The organism is Sneathiella chungangensis, from assembly GCF_009882935.1.
In the GTDB taxonomy this organism is placed as follows: Bacteria; Pseudomonadota; Alphaproteobacteria; order Sneathiellales; family Sneathiellaceae; genus Sneathiella; species Sneathiella chungangensis.
Map to the genome: position 1 here is coordinate 751454 of NZ_WTVA01000001.1, position 14389 is coordinate 765842.

Below are 14389 nucleotides of genomic sequence, written 5' to 3' on the forward strand. Positions count from 1 at the left end.
GCACCTCCCTCCCTACAGCTGAACGGCGAGCGGCGTGGTCGCATGGAACTTCAGCCAATAGACGCTGAGCCCCATGGTCACGGCAAAGAGGCTATAGGACACCGCCCATTTATCCCGCCAGGCGGCGAGCATCGCCAACGTGAGCAGCAGAAACAGAAGTGCAATCATCCTTCACCTCCCCACGGATCAGATCAGATAGGTATAGAGCAGCCAGAGGCTGCCGATCAGCAGCACGAGCAGCGATAAGAGCGAGCCAATCTGGCGCAGGCGAAAACTCGCGCTGTCGCGGCTGATGCCGATGGCATGAAAGCAGCGGCCCGCCACCAGCATGACGCCGAGCACGCCCACCACATAGATGCTGACGGCGCGCATCTCCAGAAACGCCATCAGCAGCAGCGAGATCGGCACATATTCGATGAAATTGCCATGGGCCCGGATCGCCCGTTGCAGCCCAGCATCGCCGCCATCGCCGAGCGAGACCTTGGCCCGCCGCCGCTCCATCGAGGTGCGCAGGCTGAGGAAGAAAAAGATCAGCCCCAGCAGGGCGGCGGCAAGAGGGGTGATTGTGACATGCATGCGGGGTTTCTCCGTTAGAGCGTGAGCCAGTCGGGCGTTCTTCATCGTCCATAGCATAATTCGCCGCAAAAATCGGCAACTTTCCGCCGCGGCCCCATCCCGCCCGCAAGCGCCGCGTCAGTCCCGCCCCTCCGGGATGGGAAGCGGGAACAGGTTGCGATAGGGGCGCGCCTCGTCCAGCGCGCGGGCATAGCTCGGCCGGGCCAGCAAACGGTCACGATAGGCCCAGAGATGGCGGTACTCCCCCGGGATCGGGTGGGTCCAGTCCGTATAGAGCAGCGCCGGCGCCGCCGCGCAATCGGCCATGCTGAAAGTGTCCCCCGACACCCACTCCCGCTCCGCCATCCGCTGATCCAGAACGGCATAGGCGGTATCGAGCTGGGACGTCGCATGGACGTTGCCCGGCCCGCTTTCGGGCTCGCGGCCCAGGGTCGCCATGATAACCCGTTGCTGCGGCGTATTGATGTAGTTATCGAAAAACCGGTCCCACATCCTCACCTCCGCCGCGGCAACGGGATCGGACGGAATCAGCGGCGTCCCGCCGGGACGGATTGCCTCCAGATACTCGATAACGCCCGTCGCCTCGAACACCATCCGGTCGTCATCGGTGAGGATCGGAAACCGCCGGATCGGCCAGAGCGCGGCGAACTCCCCCGCCACGGGCTCGCTGTTGTCCAGCATTTTCAGCTCGAAATCCACGCCTTTCTCGTAAAAGGCGGTCACCGCCTTCTGGGAATAGGAGGAGAGCGGATGCATATAGAGCGCAAGTGTCATGTGAAACAATCCTTTCATCCCGGGCAATTCCGGCAGGCCCATAAACTGAATGCAAATTGCAAGTGGTTGAAATCTACCGAAACCGTATGTATAATGCAAGCAGTTTTAAGGAGCTTTCATGACCCTCTCCATCCGATCGGGCTGCCCGATCAACCTGACGCTGGAAACCCTTGGTGACCGCTGGAGCCTGATCGTCATTCGCGACATCATGTTCGGCAACCGGCGGCATTACCGCGACCTGCTGACCCATTCGGAAGAGGGGATCGCCTCGAACATCCTCGCCGACCGGCTGAAGAAGCTGGCGGCGTCCGGACTGGTCGAGAGCCATTCCGACCCCTCGCACAAGCAGCGGACAATCTACAACCTGACGGAACCGGCGATCCAGCTGGTCCCGCTGCTGGCGCAGATGGGCGCCTGGGGCCGGCGGCATCTGCCGGTCTCGCGGGAGCTGGCGATCCGCGCGCAACTGCTGGAGGAAGGCGGGCCGGAAATATGGGACGCCTTCATGGCGGAACTGCGCAGCATCCATCTCGGCGCGCCCGCGCCCCGGCGATCCGTCTTCCGCGAATTAGCGGACGCCTATGAGAGGGAAATCCGCACCAAAAAAGAATGAACCCGGGCGCCGGACCAGACAAGCTTGAAAGACGCTCTGATCCGCGCGATGGGCTAGAAGGCCGCCCGGTCGAGGCGGAAGCAGAGGCGGCCGTCCACCTGATAGCCGCCGAGTCGCTCATAAAAGCGGCGGCCATCCTTGTTGTCGGCGGCGACATTCCAGTCGAGGCGGCAGCACCCTTGCGCCCGCGCGTAATCGATCACCCATTGCATGAGCCGTGCGCCGATCCCGTTGCCGCGCGCATCGGCGCGGACATAGAGCTCCTTCATGAAGCACTGCCGGTTTGCGTCCGGGCGGGGTTCGACGAGGGAGTGAATGAGATAGACCGACGTGAGGCCGAGCGCCCTCGCTCCGTCCGCCGCAATGATCAGCGTCTGGTGGCTGTCCGGGGCGAGCAAGTGATGCTCAAGATGCGCCTCTATCTCCGCTCTTTTGACGGTACTTTGCGGGTTATAAAAGCGGTTCAGCTCCAGGAGGAGGTCGATCAGGCTGTCCCGATGCGCCGCCCCCGGCTCCCCGACATAAAGAGTTTCCTCGGCTGTCGTCATTCGATCGTGACCGTGCTGAGTTTGGCAGGGTCGATGGTGACCTGCTGCGCGAAGGCACCGGCGGTAACGCGGTAGGTGCCGGCGGCAAGGCTGAGGGCGCCGCCGCCCGCGATCCCCTCCCCGATCACCGTTCCGGCCTCATCCATCACGGTGAAGGAGGGGTTGATGGCCTTGGTGAGGGCCGCCGCCAGCGCAGCCTCGTCACTGGCGTTGAAATATTCCCCGCCGCCAAGTTCCGCCCAGAGCGCGAAGCTTTCCTGCAGGGCCGCGTCATCGATGGCATAGCCGACGATATTGACCCGCACGTCATCGCCGCCCGCGCGCATTTCCGCGATCACATCGGCGGGATTGCCCTCGCAGGTTTCCTCCCCGTCGGTGATCAGCACGATGATCCGCTCCCCGGTAACGGCGCGAAGATCGCTGCTCGTCTGGGCGAGGCTGTCGGCGATGGGCGTTTTCGCAAGGTTCATCGCCGTCACCCCGTCCACGCGGGCCGTCGCCGCGGCGCGGCTCAAAGGCGCGAGCGGGATTTCCAGATCGGTGCGGCATGTATCCGCCTCCTTATGGCCGAACACCCGGAGCGCAAAGGGTGTGCCGTCCGGGATGGTATCGGAGACCAGCGCGTTGAGGGTGCGCTTGGCGATATCGATCCGCCGGTCGCCGTCCTGCCGCTGCAGCATGCTGCCCGAGGCATCGAGGACGACCTCGATCGCATCCTCAGGGCCGAGGCGCGGCTTCTTCGCGGCGATCACCTGAAGCGAGCCCGGTTCCTGCTTTGCCGGGGTGATGGTGACGGGCACGGCGGTGAGCACTTTCCCGCCATGGGTCCGGTAGCGCAGCTCATAGTCCCCCGGCAGGTTCGGCGCATGAACGGCGATGACATTGCCCTTTTCCCTGTCCACATAGCGATAGGCGATATTGCCGGGTTTCGCGGGATCGACCAGTTGCAGGAGATCGCCATGGTTTCCCGGCCCCTGCCAGGTGACGTTGAAGCGCTGGTTCCCCTCCACCTCGGCGGGGGCATCCAGTTTCGCGCTCACGTCGGTGACGGTGAAGGATACCTCCCCCAGGATCTGCCCGCCGGAGAGATAGGCGACGCGATACGCGCCCAGTTCCTCCGGCGCACGGAGCGTCACGGTCTCCGGGTTATGGCCAAGATAGGCGTAGCTTCCCGCGTTCGAGCCATCGGGGCGCAACACCCGGACCAGATCGCCGCTATTGTTCGGCCCCTGCCACTCGACGGGGAAATGCGCGCCCGCGGGTACCGTCTCCGCCATGGCGAGCGTCGCGTTGGTGCCGGTCACGGTAATCGCGGTCGAGCCGATATCCTTCTTCGCGGTGAAATAGGCGATGCGATAGCTGCCCGGCTCCACCGGTGCGGTCATCTTTGTCACGTTATCCTTCGCCTGCCCGGCATAACGATAGAGCCCGCTCATCGGCTTGCCGCTGGCATCGACGAATTGGAGGTAATCGCCGTTATTGAGCGGGCCGTCGAAGGACAGCTCGAACGTCTCGTTCGCGCCGACGCTCTCGGGCGCGGTCACCGTCGCGGTCACGCCCTGCACGGAAATCGGGCTGCTGCCGATCATCATCTTGCCGGTGAAATAGCCGACGCCATACTCGCCCCCCTCCGCCGGGAGACGCAGTTTCACAACGCCGTTCTTGGCGTTGCCGACATAGGCATAGAGGCCGCGGATCGGCTTGCCCGCATCGGTGATCATCTGGACATAGTCGCCGGAGTTAACCGGCCCCTCGAACGCCACCTCGATCGTCTCGTTGATCTTCGCGCTTTCGGGAAGGGTGAGGCTTGCGGTCACGGCGGTGACGGTGAGCGGGCTGCTCGCCACAATCTTGCCGCCGGAAACATAGGCGACCAAATAATTCCCGGGCGCCAGCGGGGCGGCGAGTTTGCCTTTATTATTCTTGAGGTTGCCGACATAGACATAGGCGCCCTTCAGCAGCTTGCCGCTTTCATCGGCGAAGCGGAGGATGTCGCCCTTGGCGGGCGGGCCCGAAACGGTGATCTCGATCGCCTGGTTGATGCCCGCCTCGGTGGGCGCGGTGATCGTAACCTCCTGCGCCTGCGCCGTCGCGGCGAGCGCGAGGCTGAAGATAAGAATAAAAACGGCCCTTGATAACGTCCTGTAACTCATGATTTCCCCCTGTCCGCGGCGGCGCCTCCCCCGGCCGCCGACGGCAAGTGTGCCATTTTTCGGGCAGAAATCAAATGCGCTATAAAATCCGCGCCCCGCCTACTCCCACTCGATGGTTCCGGGGGGTTTGGAGGTGGTGTCGTAGACGACGCGGTTGATGCCCTTGACCTCGTTGATGATGCGGGTCGAGACGCGCCCCAAAAAGTCATGGCTGAAGGGATAGTAATCCGCGGTCATACCGTCGGTCGAGGTCACGGCGCGAAGGGCGCAGACATAGTCATAGGTGCGGTTATCTCCCATCACGCCGACAGTGCGGACGGGCAGCAGCACGGCGAAGGCCTGCCATATCTCGTTATAAAGCCCGGCTTTGCGGATCTCATCAAGATAGATGGTATCAGCCTTGCGCAGGATTTCCAGCCGCTCGCGAGTGATCGTGCCCGGAATACGGATGGCGAGCCCCGGCCCCGGGAAGGGGTGCCGGTCAACGAGTTCCGCCGCCATGCCAAGCTCCCGCCCCAAATCACGGACCTCGTCCTTGAAGAGTTCGCGTAAGGGTTCCACCAGCTTCATATTCATGCGTTCGGGCAGGCCGCCGACATTATGATGCGATTTGATGGTCACCGAAGGCCCGCCCGAGAAAGAGACACTCTCGATCACATCCGGATAGAGCGTGCCCTGCGCGAGGAATTCCGCGCCGCCGACCTTGCTGGCTTCTTCGTCGAACACATCGATGAAGATGCGGCCGATGGTCTTGCGCTTCACTTCGGGATCATCGACGCCCTCAAGCTCGCCGAGGAACAGGTCGGACGCATCGCGATGGATCAGCGGGATATTGTATTTATCGCGGAAGAGGCTCACCACCTGCTCCGATTCGCCCGCCCGCATCAGGCCGGTATCGACATAGACGCAGGTGAGCTGATCGCCGATCGCCTCATGGATGAGGACGGCGACGACAGAGCTGTCGACCCCGCCCGAAAGGCCGCAGATGACCTTGCCATCCCCCACCTGACGGCGGATCGCGTCGATCGCCTGATCCTTGAACGCGGCCATGGTCCAGTCGCCCGCAAGGCCACATATACGATGCACGAAATTGGAGAGCAGCGCGGCGCCGCGCGGCGTATGCACCACTTCGGGATGGAACTGCACGCCGTAGAATTTCTTCTGATCATTGGCAATGCCGGCAAAGGGCGCACCGCTTGACGTGGCGACAACGGAAAAGCCGTCCGGGATCGCGACCACATGATCGCCATGGCTCATCCAGACCTGATCCTTGGTTCCGGCTTCCCAGACGCCATTAAACAGGTCGCAATCGGCGACCACGTCGATGTCGGCACGGCCAAATTCGCGATGGTCCGGCGCCTCCACCTTGCCGCCGAGCTGATCGACCATGGTCTGCTGTCCGTAACAGATGCCGAGGATGGGCACGCCCATCTTGAACACGGCATCCGGCGCGCGGGGCGTCGCATCACCGATGACCGAGGCCGGACCGCCCGAGAGGATAATCCCCGCCGGGTCGAAGTCTTTCAGCCGGTCGGCCGCTGAATTGAAGGGAATGATTTCACTGTAAACCCCAGCCTCCCGGACGCGCCGCGCGATCAGCTGGGTGACCTGACTGCCAAAGTCAATGATCAGAATACTGTTTTTCATAAACGGGGTTTAGACAGTTTGGGGAAGCCTGTCCAGCCCGTTTATGCCGTGTTTTTGCAGTTTTAGCTCTGCTTCGCCTTATAGTCCTCAACCGCGCGTTTCAGCATGGTATATTCGGGGCAGCCGAAGAAGCAGAGCGCGTCGAGTTTGAGCAGATGTTCCTCCGCCATTTTCAGGTTGCCGGTCTGCAAATAGGCCTCGCCGATATATTCGTTGGCGCCGCGATGATCGGGGTTGATTTCCAGCGCCCGGTTGTAGTTCGCGAAGGCGGCATCGTAGTTTTTCAGCTGGCGATTGGCATAGCCGAGATAATTATAGGCATCGGCATTGTCGGGCTCGCTTGCCGTCACCTTGGTGAAGGCGGCGATGGCGGCGTCCCACTGCTCCGCGTCGATGGCGGCCTTGCCGGCGGCGAATTCAGGATTTTTCGGCGCCTCCGTCGTGCTTGAGCTGTCGCCGCTTCCCGCCGCGAACACGATCTGAGCCGCCAGCAGCTGCGCCGCGAAGACGGTCATCATTGCCAGGATAAATTTGCGTATTGTCATTGTCCCCAATCTCCCATTTTTGACGTCTTTCAAGGACCTACGGGTCATCCGCGACTTCGGATCACCATTATAACGGATCAGGACGGAAATTCCGTTCACATGATGGTGAATTATTTTTCTCACCCAGAGCTATGCGCGCCGCGGGCCCTTTTCAAGAACGGCGGTGAAGAAACCGTCGGTCCCGATGTCCGCCGGGGTCAGGGCGAGGAAGGTCTTCTCGTAACTGCCCGTTAAACCGGCCGCGTCCCAGATTTCGCTGACGGGACACAGCATAAACTCCGGATGTGACGATAAAAAGGCCTCGATCTGCGCCTCGTTCTCGCCCGCAAGGATCGAGCAGGTGGCGTAGATCAGCCGCCCGCCCGGCGCGACCAGCGGCGCGGCGCGCGAGAGGATATCCGCCTGCAGCGCGATCAGCTCCGCAAGGCGGTCCGCCGTCAGTTTCCATTTCTGGTCGGGCTGCCGCCGCCAGGTGCCGGAGCCGGAACAGGGCGCATCGACGAAGACGCGATCAACGCCGCCGACAAGCGGCGTGAAAAGCTCGATATCCGTATCATCGCCCGCAATCGCCACCGGCTCGATCAGCGTGACCCCCGCCCGTGTTGCGCGCGACTGGATATCGCGCATCCGCCGGGCGTTGGTATCGAAGGCATGGATCTTGCCCTGATGCGCCATGCCCGCCGCCATGGCGAGGGACTTGCCGCCGCCGCCTGCGCAGAAATCGACGACGATCATGCCGGGCGCGGCACAGGCGAGGCGGGCGGCGATCTGTGCGGCCTCGTCCTGCAGCTCGATCCGGCCCGCATCGAGCAGCGGATGGCGACTGAGATTGAGGCGGTCGTTGAGGATGATGCCGTCGGGAGAGAGCGTCGTCGCCTCGGCGTCGATCCCCTCCTCTTTGAGGGTCGCGAGGATATCCTCCCGCGTTGCCTTCAGGCCATTCACCCGCAGCGTCACCGGCGCGCGGCTCCCATAGGCGGCCATGATATCCGCGGCGCTCTCGCCATATTGCGCGGTGAGTGTATCGGCGAGCCAGTCGGGGAAGTTCCCCGCCGCCGCCGCCGGCATCTGCGCAAGGTCGAGCGTCGCGGCTTTTTCAAGCGCCGCCACCTCCTCCGCCGTTGGTTCCTCAAGGCCATGCGGCCCGCCGATCCAGCCCGAGCGGACCTCCGCAAGCGGGAGATCGTCGAACAGGAGAAGGCTTATAAAACAACGCATTCTGGGTGATGGCTCAAGTCCGATCTCATGCGCGATCCAGTCGAGTTCCCCCTGACGGCGAAGCGCCCGATAGGTGAATTCGGTGACCCAGCGGCGGTCCTTCGATCCGGCATAGCGGCGGGCGCGGAAATAGCTGCCGATATGCTGCTCGGCGGGGGTGGCGGCGGCGCCGATGGCCGTCAAAAGTTCGGCGGCGGCGGCGAGCCGGGCGGCAGGGGTCATCCGTTCTGCCGGTAATTCGGCGCCTCGCGGGTGATGGAGACGTCATGCACATGGCTCTCGCGCAGGCCCGCATTGGTGATGCGCACGAATTTCGCGTTCTTCTGCAAGGTGAGAATATCCTTCGATCCGGTATAGCCCATCGCCGCCTTGAGGCCGCCGACGAGCTGATGGATGACGCCGTTGGCCGGGCCGCGATGGGGCACGCGCCCCTCGATCCCTTCGGGCACGAGTTTCAGGTTATCGGAGACTTCCTGCTGGAAATAGCGATCGGCGGAACCGCGCGCCATCGCGCCCAAGGATCCCATGCCGCGATAGGATTTGAAGGAGCGACCCTGATAGAGGAAGACTTCGCCCGGGCTTTCGTCGGTGCCCGCCAGCAGCGAGCCGATCATGGCGGAGCTTGCCCCGCCCGCCAACGCCTTGGCGAGGTCGCCCGATGTCTTGATGCCGCCATCGGCGATCACCGGAATGCCGGAACCGAGCGCCGCCTCCGCCGCGTCCATGATCGCGGTGAGCTGCGGCGTGCCGACACCGGCGACGATGCGCGTCGTACAGATGGAGCCGGGCCCGATGCCGATTTTCACCGCGTCGACGCCCGCATCGATGAGGGCCTTCGTCCCCTCCGCGGTGGAGACATTGCCGCCGATCACCTGCGTGCGGTTGCTGAGTTTCTTGATGCGGTTCACCGCCTCCAGCACCCGGCTGGAATGGCCATGGGCGGTATCGACGATCAGCACATCGACCTCGGCCGCGAGCAGCGCCTCGGCCCGGGCGAAGCCGTCATCGCCGATGCCGACGGCGGCGGCGACGCGCAGCCGCCCCTGCTCATCCTTGGAGGCGTTGGGGAACAGGGTCGAGCGTTCGATATCCTTGACCGTGATCAGGCCGATGCAGCGATAGGCGTCATCGACCACCAGCAGCTTCTCGATGCGATGCTTGTGCAGCAGGCGCTTGGCCTCGTCCTGGGTCGCCAGTTCGCGCACGGTGACCAGATTTTCCTTCGTCATCAGTTCGCTGACCGGCTGGCGCGTGTCGGTGGCGAAGCGCACGTCGCGGTTGGTGAGGATGCCGACCAGCTTGCCGCTGCCCCGCTCGGTCACCGGGATGCCGGAAATCTTGTGGTTCTGCATGAGGAAGAGCGCTTCCGAAAGCGGCTCGTCCGGGGCGATGGTCAGCGGGTTGACGACCATGCCCGCTTCGAACTTTTTCACCCGGCGGACCTCGTCGGCCTGCTCGGTAACGGAGAGGTTCTTGTGGATGACGCCGATGCCGCCGGCCTGGGCCATGGCGATCGCCATCGGCGCCTCGGTCACCGTGTCCATGGCGCTGGAGATCAGCGGAATGCCGAGCGTGATTTCCTTCGTCAGGCGGGTGGTGGTATCGACCTGCGTCGGCAGGATTTCGGAGGCTGCCGGTTGTAGCAGCACGTCATCAAAGGTAAAGGCTTCGCGGATAGTCATGGCAACTCCAGGAGCGTTGAGCTCACAATATCTGGTGGCGACCCCTTCCCGACCCGGCAGATATTCCGATCGGCCGGCGGATTGGTCTATGGAATTGCCGCGCAATCATACAGCGAGATTTTAAAATTCATAGAGCGAATTTTGCTCGATCGACGTTTTTTTTGGGAGCGCGAAATTTCGGCGGTTTCGCTACTCCCCGTCCGTCTTTTTCCCGCGGAAACCGGTGGCGATGACATAGGCTTCGCGGGAATCGGCGCGGCTGGCCTCGGGTTTGGCGTGGCGGACATGGGTGAAATTCTGCTTCATCTGCTCAAGCAGGTCATTCTCCGTCCCGCCTTTCAGCACCTTGGCGATGAAGACGCCGCCGGGCGCCAGCACATCGATGGCGAATTCCAGCGCCAGTTCGCACATCATGACGATGCGCAAATGATCGGTCTGGCGATGGCCGGTGGTCGGCGCGGCCATGTCGGAGATCACCGCATCGACCGGCCCGCCGAGCGCGGCCTTGACCCGGTCATCGGCGCCCGCCTCCGTGAAGTCGAGCTGCATCACCTCGGCGCCGGGGACCGGCTCCATCTCGAGGATATCGACGGCGAGCACCTTGCCCTTGCCCTTTTCCGCGCCGACGCGGTCCACCGCGACCTGCGTCCAGCCGCCCGGCGCGGCGCCGAGATCGACGACCGAATCGCCGGATTTCAGCAGGTTGTAGCGCTCGTTGAGCTGCATCAGCTTGAACGCCGCGCGGCTGCGCAGGCCCCGTGTTCTCGCCTCCACCACGTAAGGATCATTGAGCTGGCGTTGCAGCCAGTTGGTCGAGGAGGTCTTGCGCCCCCGCGCCGTCTTCACCTTGGTATGGAGCAGCCGGCCGGTCATGCCGGTGTTTTTTGTCGCGCCCTTTCCGGGCTTTTTCGCGCCGCCGCTCATGGCGCCACCTTCGGCTCGGCCGTGGCCTGCCGCGCGCGCTGGCGTTCCTCCGCCGCCAGCTGACGTTCGCGGCGCACCCGCTCGATCATGCCGAGCAGCATCCCCTCGCGCAGGCCCCGGTCGGCGACGCGGAGCTTTTTCACCGGCCAGCGGCTGTGCATCGCCTCGACGATGGCGCAGCCGGAGACGACGAGATCGGCCCGTTCCTCGCCGATGCAGGGCTCCAAGACGCGCGTCTTGTAATCGCTGCCGGCGAGGCGGCGGCAGATATCGAGCATGGCGCCCGCGTTCAGCCAGGCGCCGTCGATGCGGCGGCGGCTGTAGCGTTCGAGCCCGAAATGCACGCCCGCGAGCGTCGTCACCGTGCCCGAGGTGCCGAGCATCTGCACCCGTCCCTCGCGGATCCGCCCGGCGATGCCGTGCTCCGCCTCGAACGCATCGACATGATGGCGGACATCGGCGATCATGTCGGCATAGGCGGACTGGCTCACCTCCATCCCGCCGTGGCGTTCGGTCAGGGTGACCACGCCGACGGGGATCGAGGTCCAGCCCAGCACCTCGCTCTGCCGGCGGCCCTCAAGACCAAGCCAGACAAGCTCCGTGCTGCCGCCGCCGATATCGAAGACGAGCGCATTCTGATGCCGGTAATCGATGAGCGGGGCGCAGCCCTCGGCCGCCAGTGCCGCCTCCTCCGCCGTGGTGATGATGTCCAGCTCGATGCCGCAACCCTCGCGCACGCGGTCGAGGAATTCGTCGCTGTTGTCGGCCTTGCGGCAGACCTCCGTCGCGACGCAGCGCATATGGGTGACGCCGGCGCGGCGCATCTTGTCCGCACAGACGCCAAGCGCGTCGATCGTTCTTTCCATGGCGTCGCCGGACAATTTGCCGGTCAGGCTGACGCCTTCGCCAAGCCGGACGATCCGCGAGAAGCTGTCGATGACGCGGAAACTCTTCCCCTGCTGTTTCGCAATCAGCAGCCGGCAATTGTTGGTGCCCAGGTCCAGGGCGCCGAATGTTTCGGGATTGCCCGGCCCGCCATGCTGAAACTTGCGTCGATATCTTCTGCGATCACCCTTTCCCGTTTTACGGGGTTGTGATGTTGCCACCCAGGACTACCTCCAGGTAAATAATATACGGCCCCGGATTGAATAATCCCGGCCCATTTGCCCTATGCTATCAGCTTTCCGCAAAAGGTTCATATATATTTTGGCGAAATGTCACTTTATCGAACGTTGACAAGGCGCGCGCGACTTGGTAGTAGGTCCGCCAGCCCCGCGAGCCGCGGGCGCACCGCCGACATGGTGGGGAATCGTCTAATGGTAGGACAGCGGACTCTGACTCCGTCAATCCTGGTTCGAGTCCAGGTTCCCCAGCCATCCGCCTTCGCTAATTTTTCCAGAGATTATTAAGTGGAATAATTTCCGATCCGTCGGCCGTTATCCTGACGATCTGATTTCTGCTTTCGACGAAAATGGCGTCGAATGCTGGATCCACTGACCAAATATGCTCAATTTTCGGGCGGAGATAGCTGACCGCCAACTCTACATCCAAATCGCCATAAGGTAAGTTGTCGTATATTGCCAGCCAGTTACTATCAAATTTCTTAAAACCGCATTTGGCCAGTATCTGAAGTTTATTATCAATTCGATAATTAATGTATTCTGTCCATTCCCGCTCTGGCTGATCGCCTACCCAACCAGGTCCAGTTAATTTTTCCTGACACAGCAATTCCCTCAACTCATTCTCTGTCCATTTGCGTGTACGTGAGGTCCAGCCGAAATGTGAAGGGTCTAAAATTGCATTCGGAAATTCGTCATTGGCTAACTTCATATATCTCGCAAACTGCTCATCAATACATTCCGTGACTTCGATTCCGATTATTGTTCCATCTGAAATAGCCAAAAAATCTGGTCTTCCACCTTCTTGCTCATTGTGAGAGGTCAACGCTATTGGTTGATCAATAAAGACTGTATCTGCTAACGATGCCATGAGGCGACAAACAGTCCATGTTTCAACACGTTCATTATTACGAGCACCACCTCGCGATGGAACAGAAATATCAATCTGCTCCAATTGCGAGCACAACTCATCCGCAGAAGAAGCGTGAATGGTGACCATTTTTGGGCTCGTCAAAACAGTATTCCAATCTATTAACTTTCAGGCAAAACCCACGATATGTTGACCTGATACCGCCCGTCAATCAACAGTCGTCAAGGAATAGAGCTCCCTCACTCGCTGTTGAAGCGGGTGGTGAGTTTTTCGAGGGTGGCGACGAGCGCGTCGATCTCGGCGTCGCTCAGCAGCTCGTCGATGGTGGCGTTGAACTCGTCCAGCGGGGCCTGCAGCTGCGCGAGGGCGTCCCGCCCCTCCGGCGTCAGCGACAGGAGCCAGGCCCGCCCGTCCTTCCAGCTCCGGTTCCGGTCGATAAGCTTGAGCCGGATCAGCCGCGTCACCATCGCCGTCATCGCCGAGTCATTCAGGCCCAGCAGCTCGGCGACATCGCGCTGGGTCATGTCATCCTCATGCTCGACAATATAGAGAACCGCCGCCTGCGCCGTGGTGACGCCGACGGAGGACATGGTCGAGCGGTCCGCCGATTTCTTCAGCGCATGGGCCGCGACCTGCAGCCGGTGATAGAGGCGTGTCTGGCGGGATCTTGACATGGCCTACTCATAATCCAGTTGCGCGGGATGCGCCATGGAAATATACTTCACTAGCAAAGTAATAATCCATAACAGGAAAGAACCCATGACCGAAATCTCCCTGGATCGGGGCCGCCGCGTCCTTGCCGAGCAGCCCTTCAGCGTCCTGATCGGCTCGGCCCTCGACCGGCTCGAGGCGGGGCAGGCGGAGCTGTCACTGACGCTTCGCGATGACCATCTGCAGCAGCATGGCTTCGCCCATGGCGGCGTGGTCAGCTATCTCGCCGACAATGCGCTGACCTATGCGGGGGGCACGGTGCTCGGCGATTCGGTGACGCTCGAATTCAAGATCAACTATGTCCGCCCGGCGATCGGCGAGAAACTCATCGCCCGCGCCCGCGTCAAGGCGAGCGGCAAGTCGCAGGCCGTCTGCGACTGCGACGTCTATGCGATCCGGGACGGCGTGGAAAAGCTCTGCGCGACGGCGCAGGGCACGATCTGGAAAGTCAGCGCCTAGCGGCTTTTAAGGCGGTGGCGGCTAGCTGCTGAAATGGCGGATATAGATCAGCCCTTCGGGGATATCGAAGATAAAGGAAAACAGGATCACGCCGGTCATGACCGCCGACCAGAGGCGATACCACCGCCCCTCCTCCGGGTTGAGAAAGGGCCGTTTCACCAGCAGCAGCACCAGCGCCGGCGTCCAGCAGAGCACATGCATGATCGAGATCGAACCCGACAGCATCGGCAGCCCGAGGGCGGCAAAAATCGGCTCCCCGGCCAGGGCGGAGACGACAAAGCCGCCGCCCGCCCAGCGCGCGATGGGCTTGCGCCAGGCAAAGACGAACAGCCCGGTCAGGAAGGTCAGTATCAGGAAGGCGAGCCAGATCTTGACCCAGAGCGGCGTGGACATGAAGCCCGCCTGATCGAAAACGTTGAGCGGGCCGTAGCCGCTGGTATATTCCTCCGCGCGCGCCGCCGCGCTCCAGAACAACGTCGCGAGGCCGCCCCCCGCCAAGGCCAAAATCGACTGTACCTTCATGATGTCCCCCCATTCCCTGATATCGCCA

16 protein-coding genes and 1 tRNA gene are annotated in these 14389 nt (G+C 62.3%); 3 read left to right on the plus strand and 14 right to left on the minus strand.

The window, feature by feature from the left end; genetic code table 11:
• Positions 1-12: 12 nt before the first annotated feature.
• The 3 genes from GQF03_RS18650 to GQF03_RS03760 all read right to left on the minus strand — a co-directional run bounded on the left by GQF03_RS18650 (position 13) and on the right by GQF03_RS03760 (position 1350).
• A complete protein-coding gene (locus GQF03_RS18650) occupies positions 13-168 on the minus strand; it encodes a DUF5993 family protein (protein ID WP_162858409.1) in 156 nt (51 codons plus the stop codon).
• 18 nt (positions 169-186) lie between these two features.
• Complete coding sequence (locus GQF03_RS03755) at positions 187-576, minus strand: MAPEG family protein (protein ID WP_161337835.1); 390 nt, start codon at positions 574-576, stop codon at positions 187-189.
• 117 nt (positions 577-693) lie between these two features.
• Entirely contained in the window at positions 694-1350 is a 657-nt protein-coding gene (locus tag GQF03_RS03760; RefSeq protein ID WP_161338105.1) for a glutathione S-transferase family protein, read from the minus strand.
• A 118-nt stretch (positions 1351-1468) separates the two neighbouring features.
• Between GQF03_RS03760 and GQF03_RS03765 the strand changes: the two genes are divergently transcribed.
• Entirely contained in the window at positions 1469-1963 is a 495-nt protein-coding gene (locus GQF03_RS03765; protein WP_161337836.1) for a winged helix-turn-helix transcriptional regulator, read from the plus strand.
• A 53-nt stretch (positions 1964-2016) separates the two neighbouring features.
• On the opposite strand, the gene GQF03_RS03770 is transcribed toward GQF03_RS03765, so the two are convergent.
• The 8 genes from GQF03_RS03770 to GQF03_RS03805 form a co-directional block, all read right to left on the minus strand.
• Positions 2017-2511 carry a GNAT family N-acetyltransferase gene (locus GQF03_RS03770; RefSeq protein WP_161337837.1) on the minus strand — a complete coding sequence of 165 codons (495 nt, stop codon included), beginning with the start codon at positions 2509-2511 and terminating at the stop codon, positions 2017-2019.
• Positions 2508-4664, minus strand: a complete 2157-nt coding sequence (locus GQF03_RS03775) for a vWA domain-containing protein (RefSeq protein WP_161337838.1) — start codon at positions 4662-4664, stop codon at positions 2508-2510. The genes GQF03_RS03770 and GQF03_RS03775 overlap by 4 nt, the downstream gene beginning before the upstream one ends.
• Positions 4665-4763: 99 nt before the next feature.
• Complete coding sequence (guaA, locus tag GQF03_RS03780; protein ID WP_161337839.1) at positions 4764-6311, minus strand: glutamine-hydrolyzing GMP synthase; 1548 nt, start codon at positions 6309-6311, stop codon at positions 4764-4766.
• Positions 6312-6373: 62 nt separating this feature from the next.
• Positions 6374-6856 (minus strand): tetratricopeptide repeat protein, encoded by a 483-nt coding sequence (locus tag GQF03_RS03785; protein ID WP_206376233.1) that lies wholly within the window; start codon positions 6854-6856, stop codon positions 6374-6376.
• A 129-nt stretch (positions 6857-6985) separates the two neighbouring features.
• Positions 6986-8296 (minus strand): RsmB/NOP family class I SAM-dependent RNA methyltransferase, encoded by a 1311-nt coding sequence (locus GQF03_RS03790; protein ID WP_161337840.1) that lies wholly within the window; start codon positions 8294-8296, stop codon positions 6986-6988.
• Positions 8293-9756: an IMP dehydrogenase gene (guaB, locus tag GQF03_RS03795; RefSeq protein WP_161337841.1), complete on the minus strand. Its 1464-nt coding sequence runs from the start codon at positions 9754-9756 to the stop codon at positions 8293-8295. The genes GQF03_RS03790 and guaB overlap by 4 nt, the downstream gene beginning before the upstream one ends.
• A 189-nt stretch (positions 9757-9945) precedes the next feature.
• A complete protein-coding gene (locus GQF03_RS03800) occupies positions 9946-10680 on the minus strand; it encodes an RlmE family RNA methyltransferase (protein ID WP_161337842.1) in 735 nt (244 codons plus the stop codon).
• Positions 10677-11786, minus strand: a complete 1110-nt coding sequence (locus tag GQF03_RS03805; RefSeq protein ID WP_161337843.1) for a Ppx/GppA phosphatase family protein — start codon at positions 11784-11786, stop codon at positions 10677-10679. The genes GQF03_RS03800 and GQF03_RS03805 overlap by 4 nt, the downstream gene beginning before the upstream one ends.
• A 196-nt stretch (positions 11787-11982) precedes the next feature.
• Between GQF03_RS03805 and GQF03_RS03810 the strand changes: the two genes are divergently transcribed.
• Positions 11983-12056: transfer RNA gene (locus tag GQF03_RS03810), tRNA-Gln, on the plus strand.
• 10 nt (positions 12057-12066) lie between these two features.
• On the opposite strand, the gene GQF03_RS03815 is transcribed toward GQF03_RS03810, so the two are convergent.
• Together GQF03_RS03815 and GQF03_RS03820 are read right to left on the minus strand one after the other, a co-directional pair.
• The gene (locus GQF03_RS03815) at positions 12067-12798 is read right to left on the minus strand and encodes a hypothetical protein (RefSeq protein WP_161337844.1); all 732 of its coding nucleotides are present in this window, start codon (positions 12796-12798) and stop codon (positions 12067-12069) included.
• Between the two features lie 110 nt (positions 12799-12908).
• Positions 12909-13343 carry a MarR family winged helix-turn-helix transcriptional regulator gene (locus GQF03_RS03820; protein WP_161337845.1) on the minus strand — a complete coding sequence of 145 codons (435 nt, stop codon included), beginning with the start codon at positions 13341-13343 and terminating at the stop codon, positions 12909-12911.
• Positions 13344-13428: 85 nt separating this feature from the next.
• On the opposite strand from GQF03_RS03820, the gene GQF03_RS03825 reads away from it, so the two are divergent.
• Complete coding sequence (locus GQF03_RS03825; RefSeq protein ID WP_161337846.1) at positions 13429-13839, plus strand: PaaI family thioesterase; 411 nt, start codon at positions 13429-13431, stop codon at positions 13837-13839.
• Between the two features lie 21 nt (positions 13840-13860).
• Here GQF03_RS03825 and GQF03_RS03830 read toward each other — a convergent pair whose 3' ends face one another.
• Positions 13861-14361, minus strand: a complete 501-nt coding sequence (locus GQF03_RS03830; protein WP_161337847.1) for a hypothetical protein — start codon at positions 14359-14361, stop codon at positions 13861-13863.
• Positions 14362-14389: the final 28 nt, after the last annotated feature.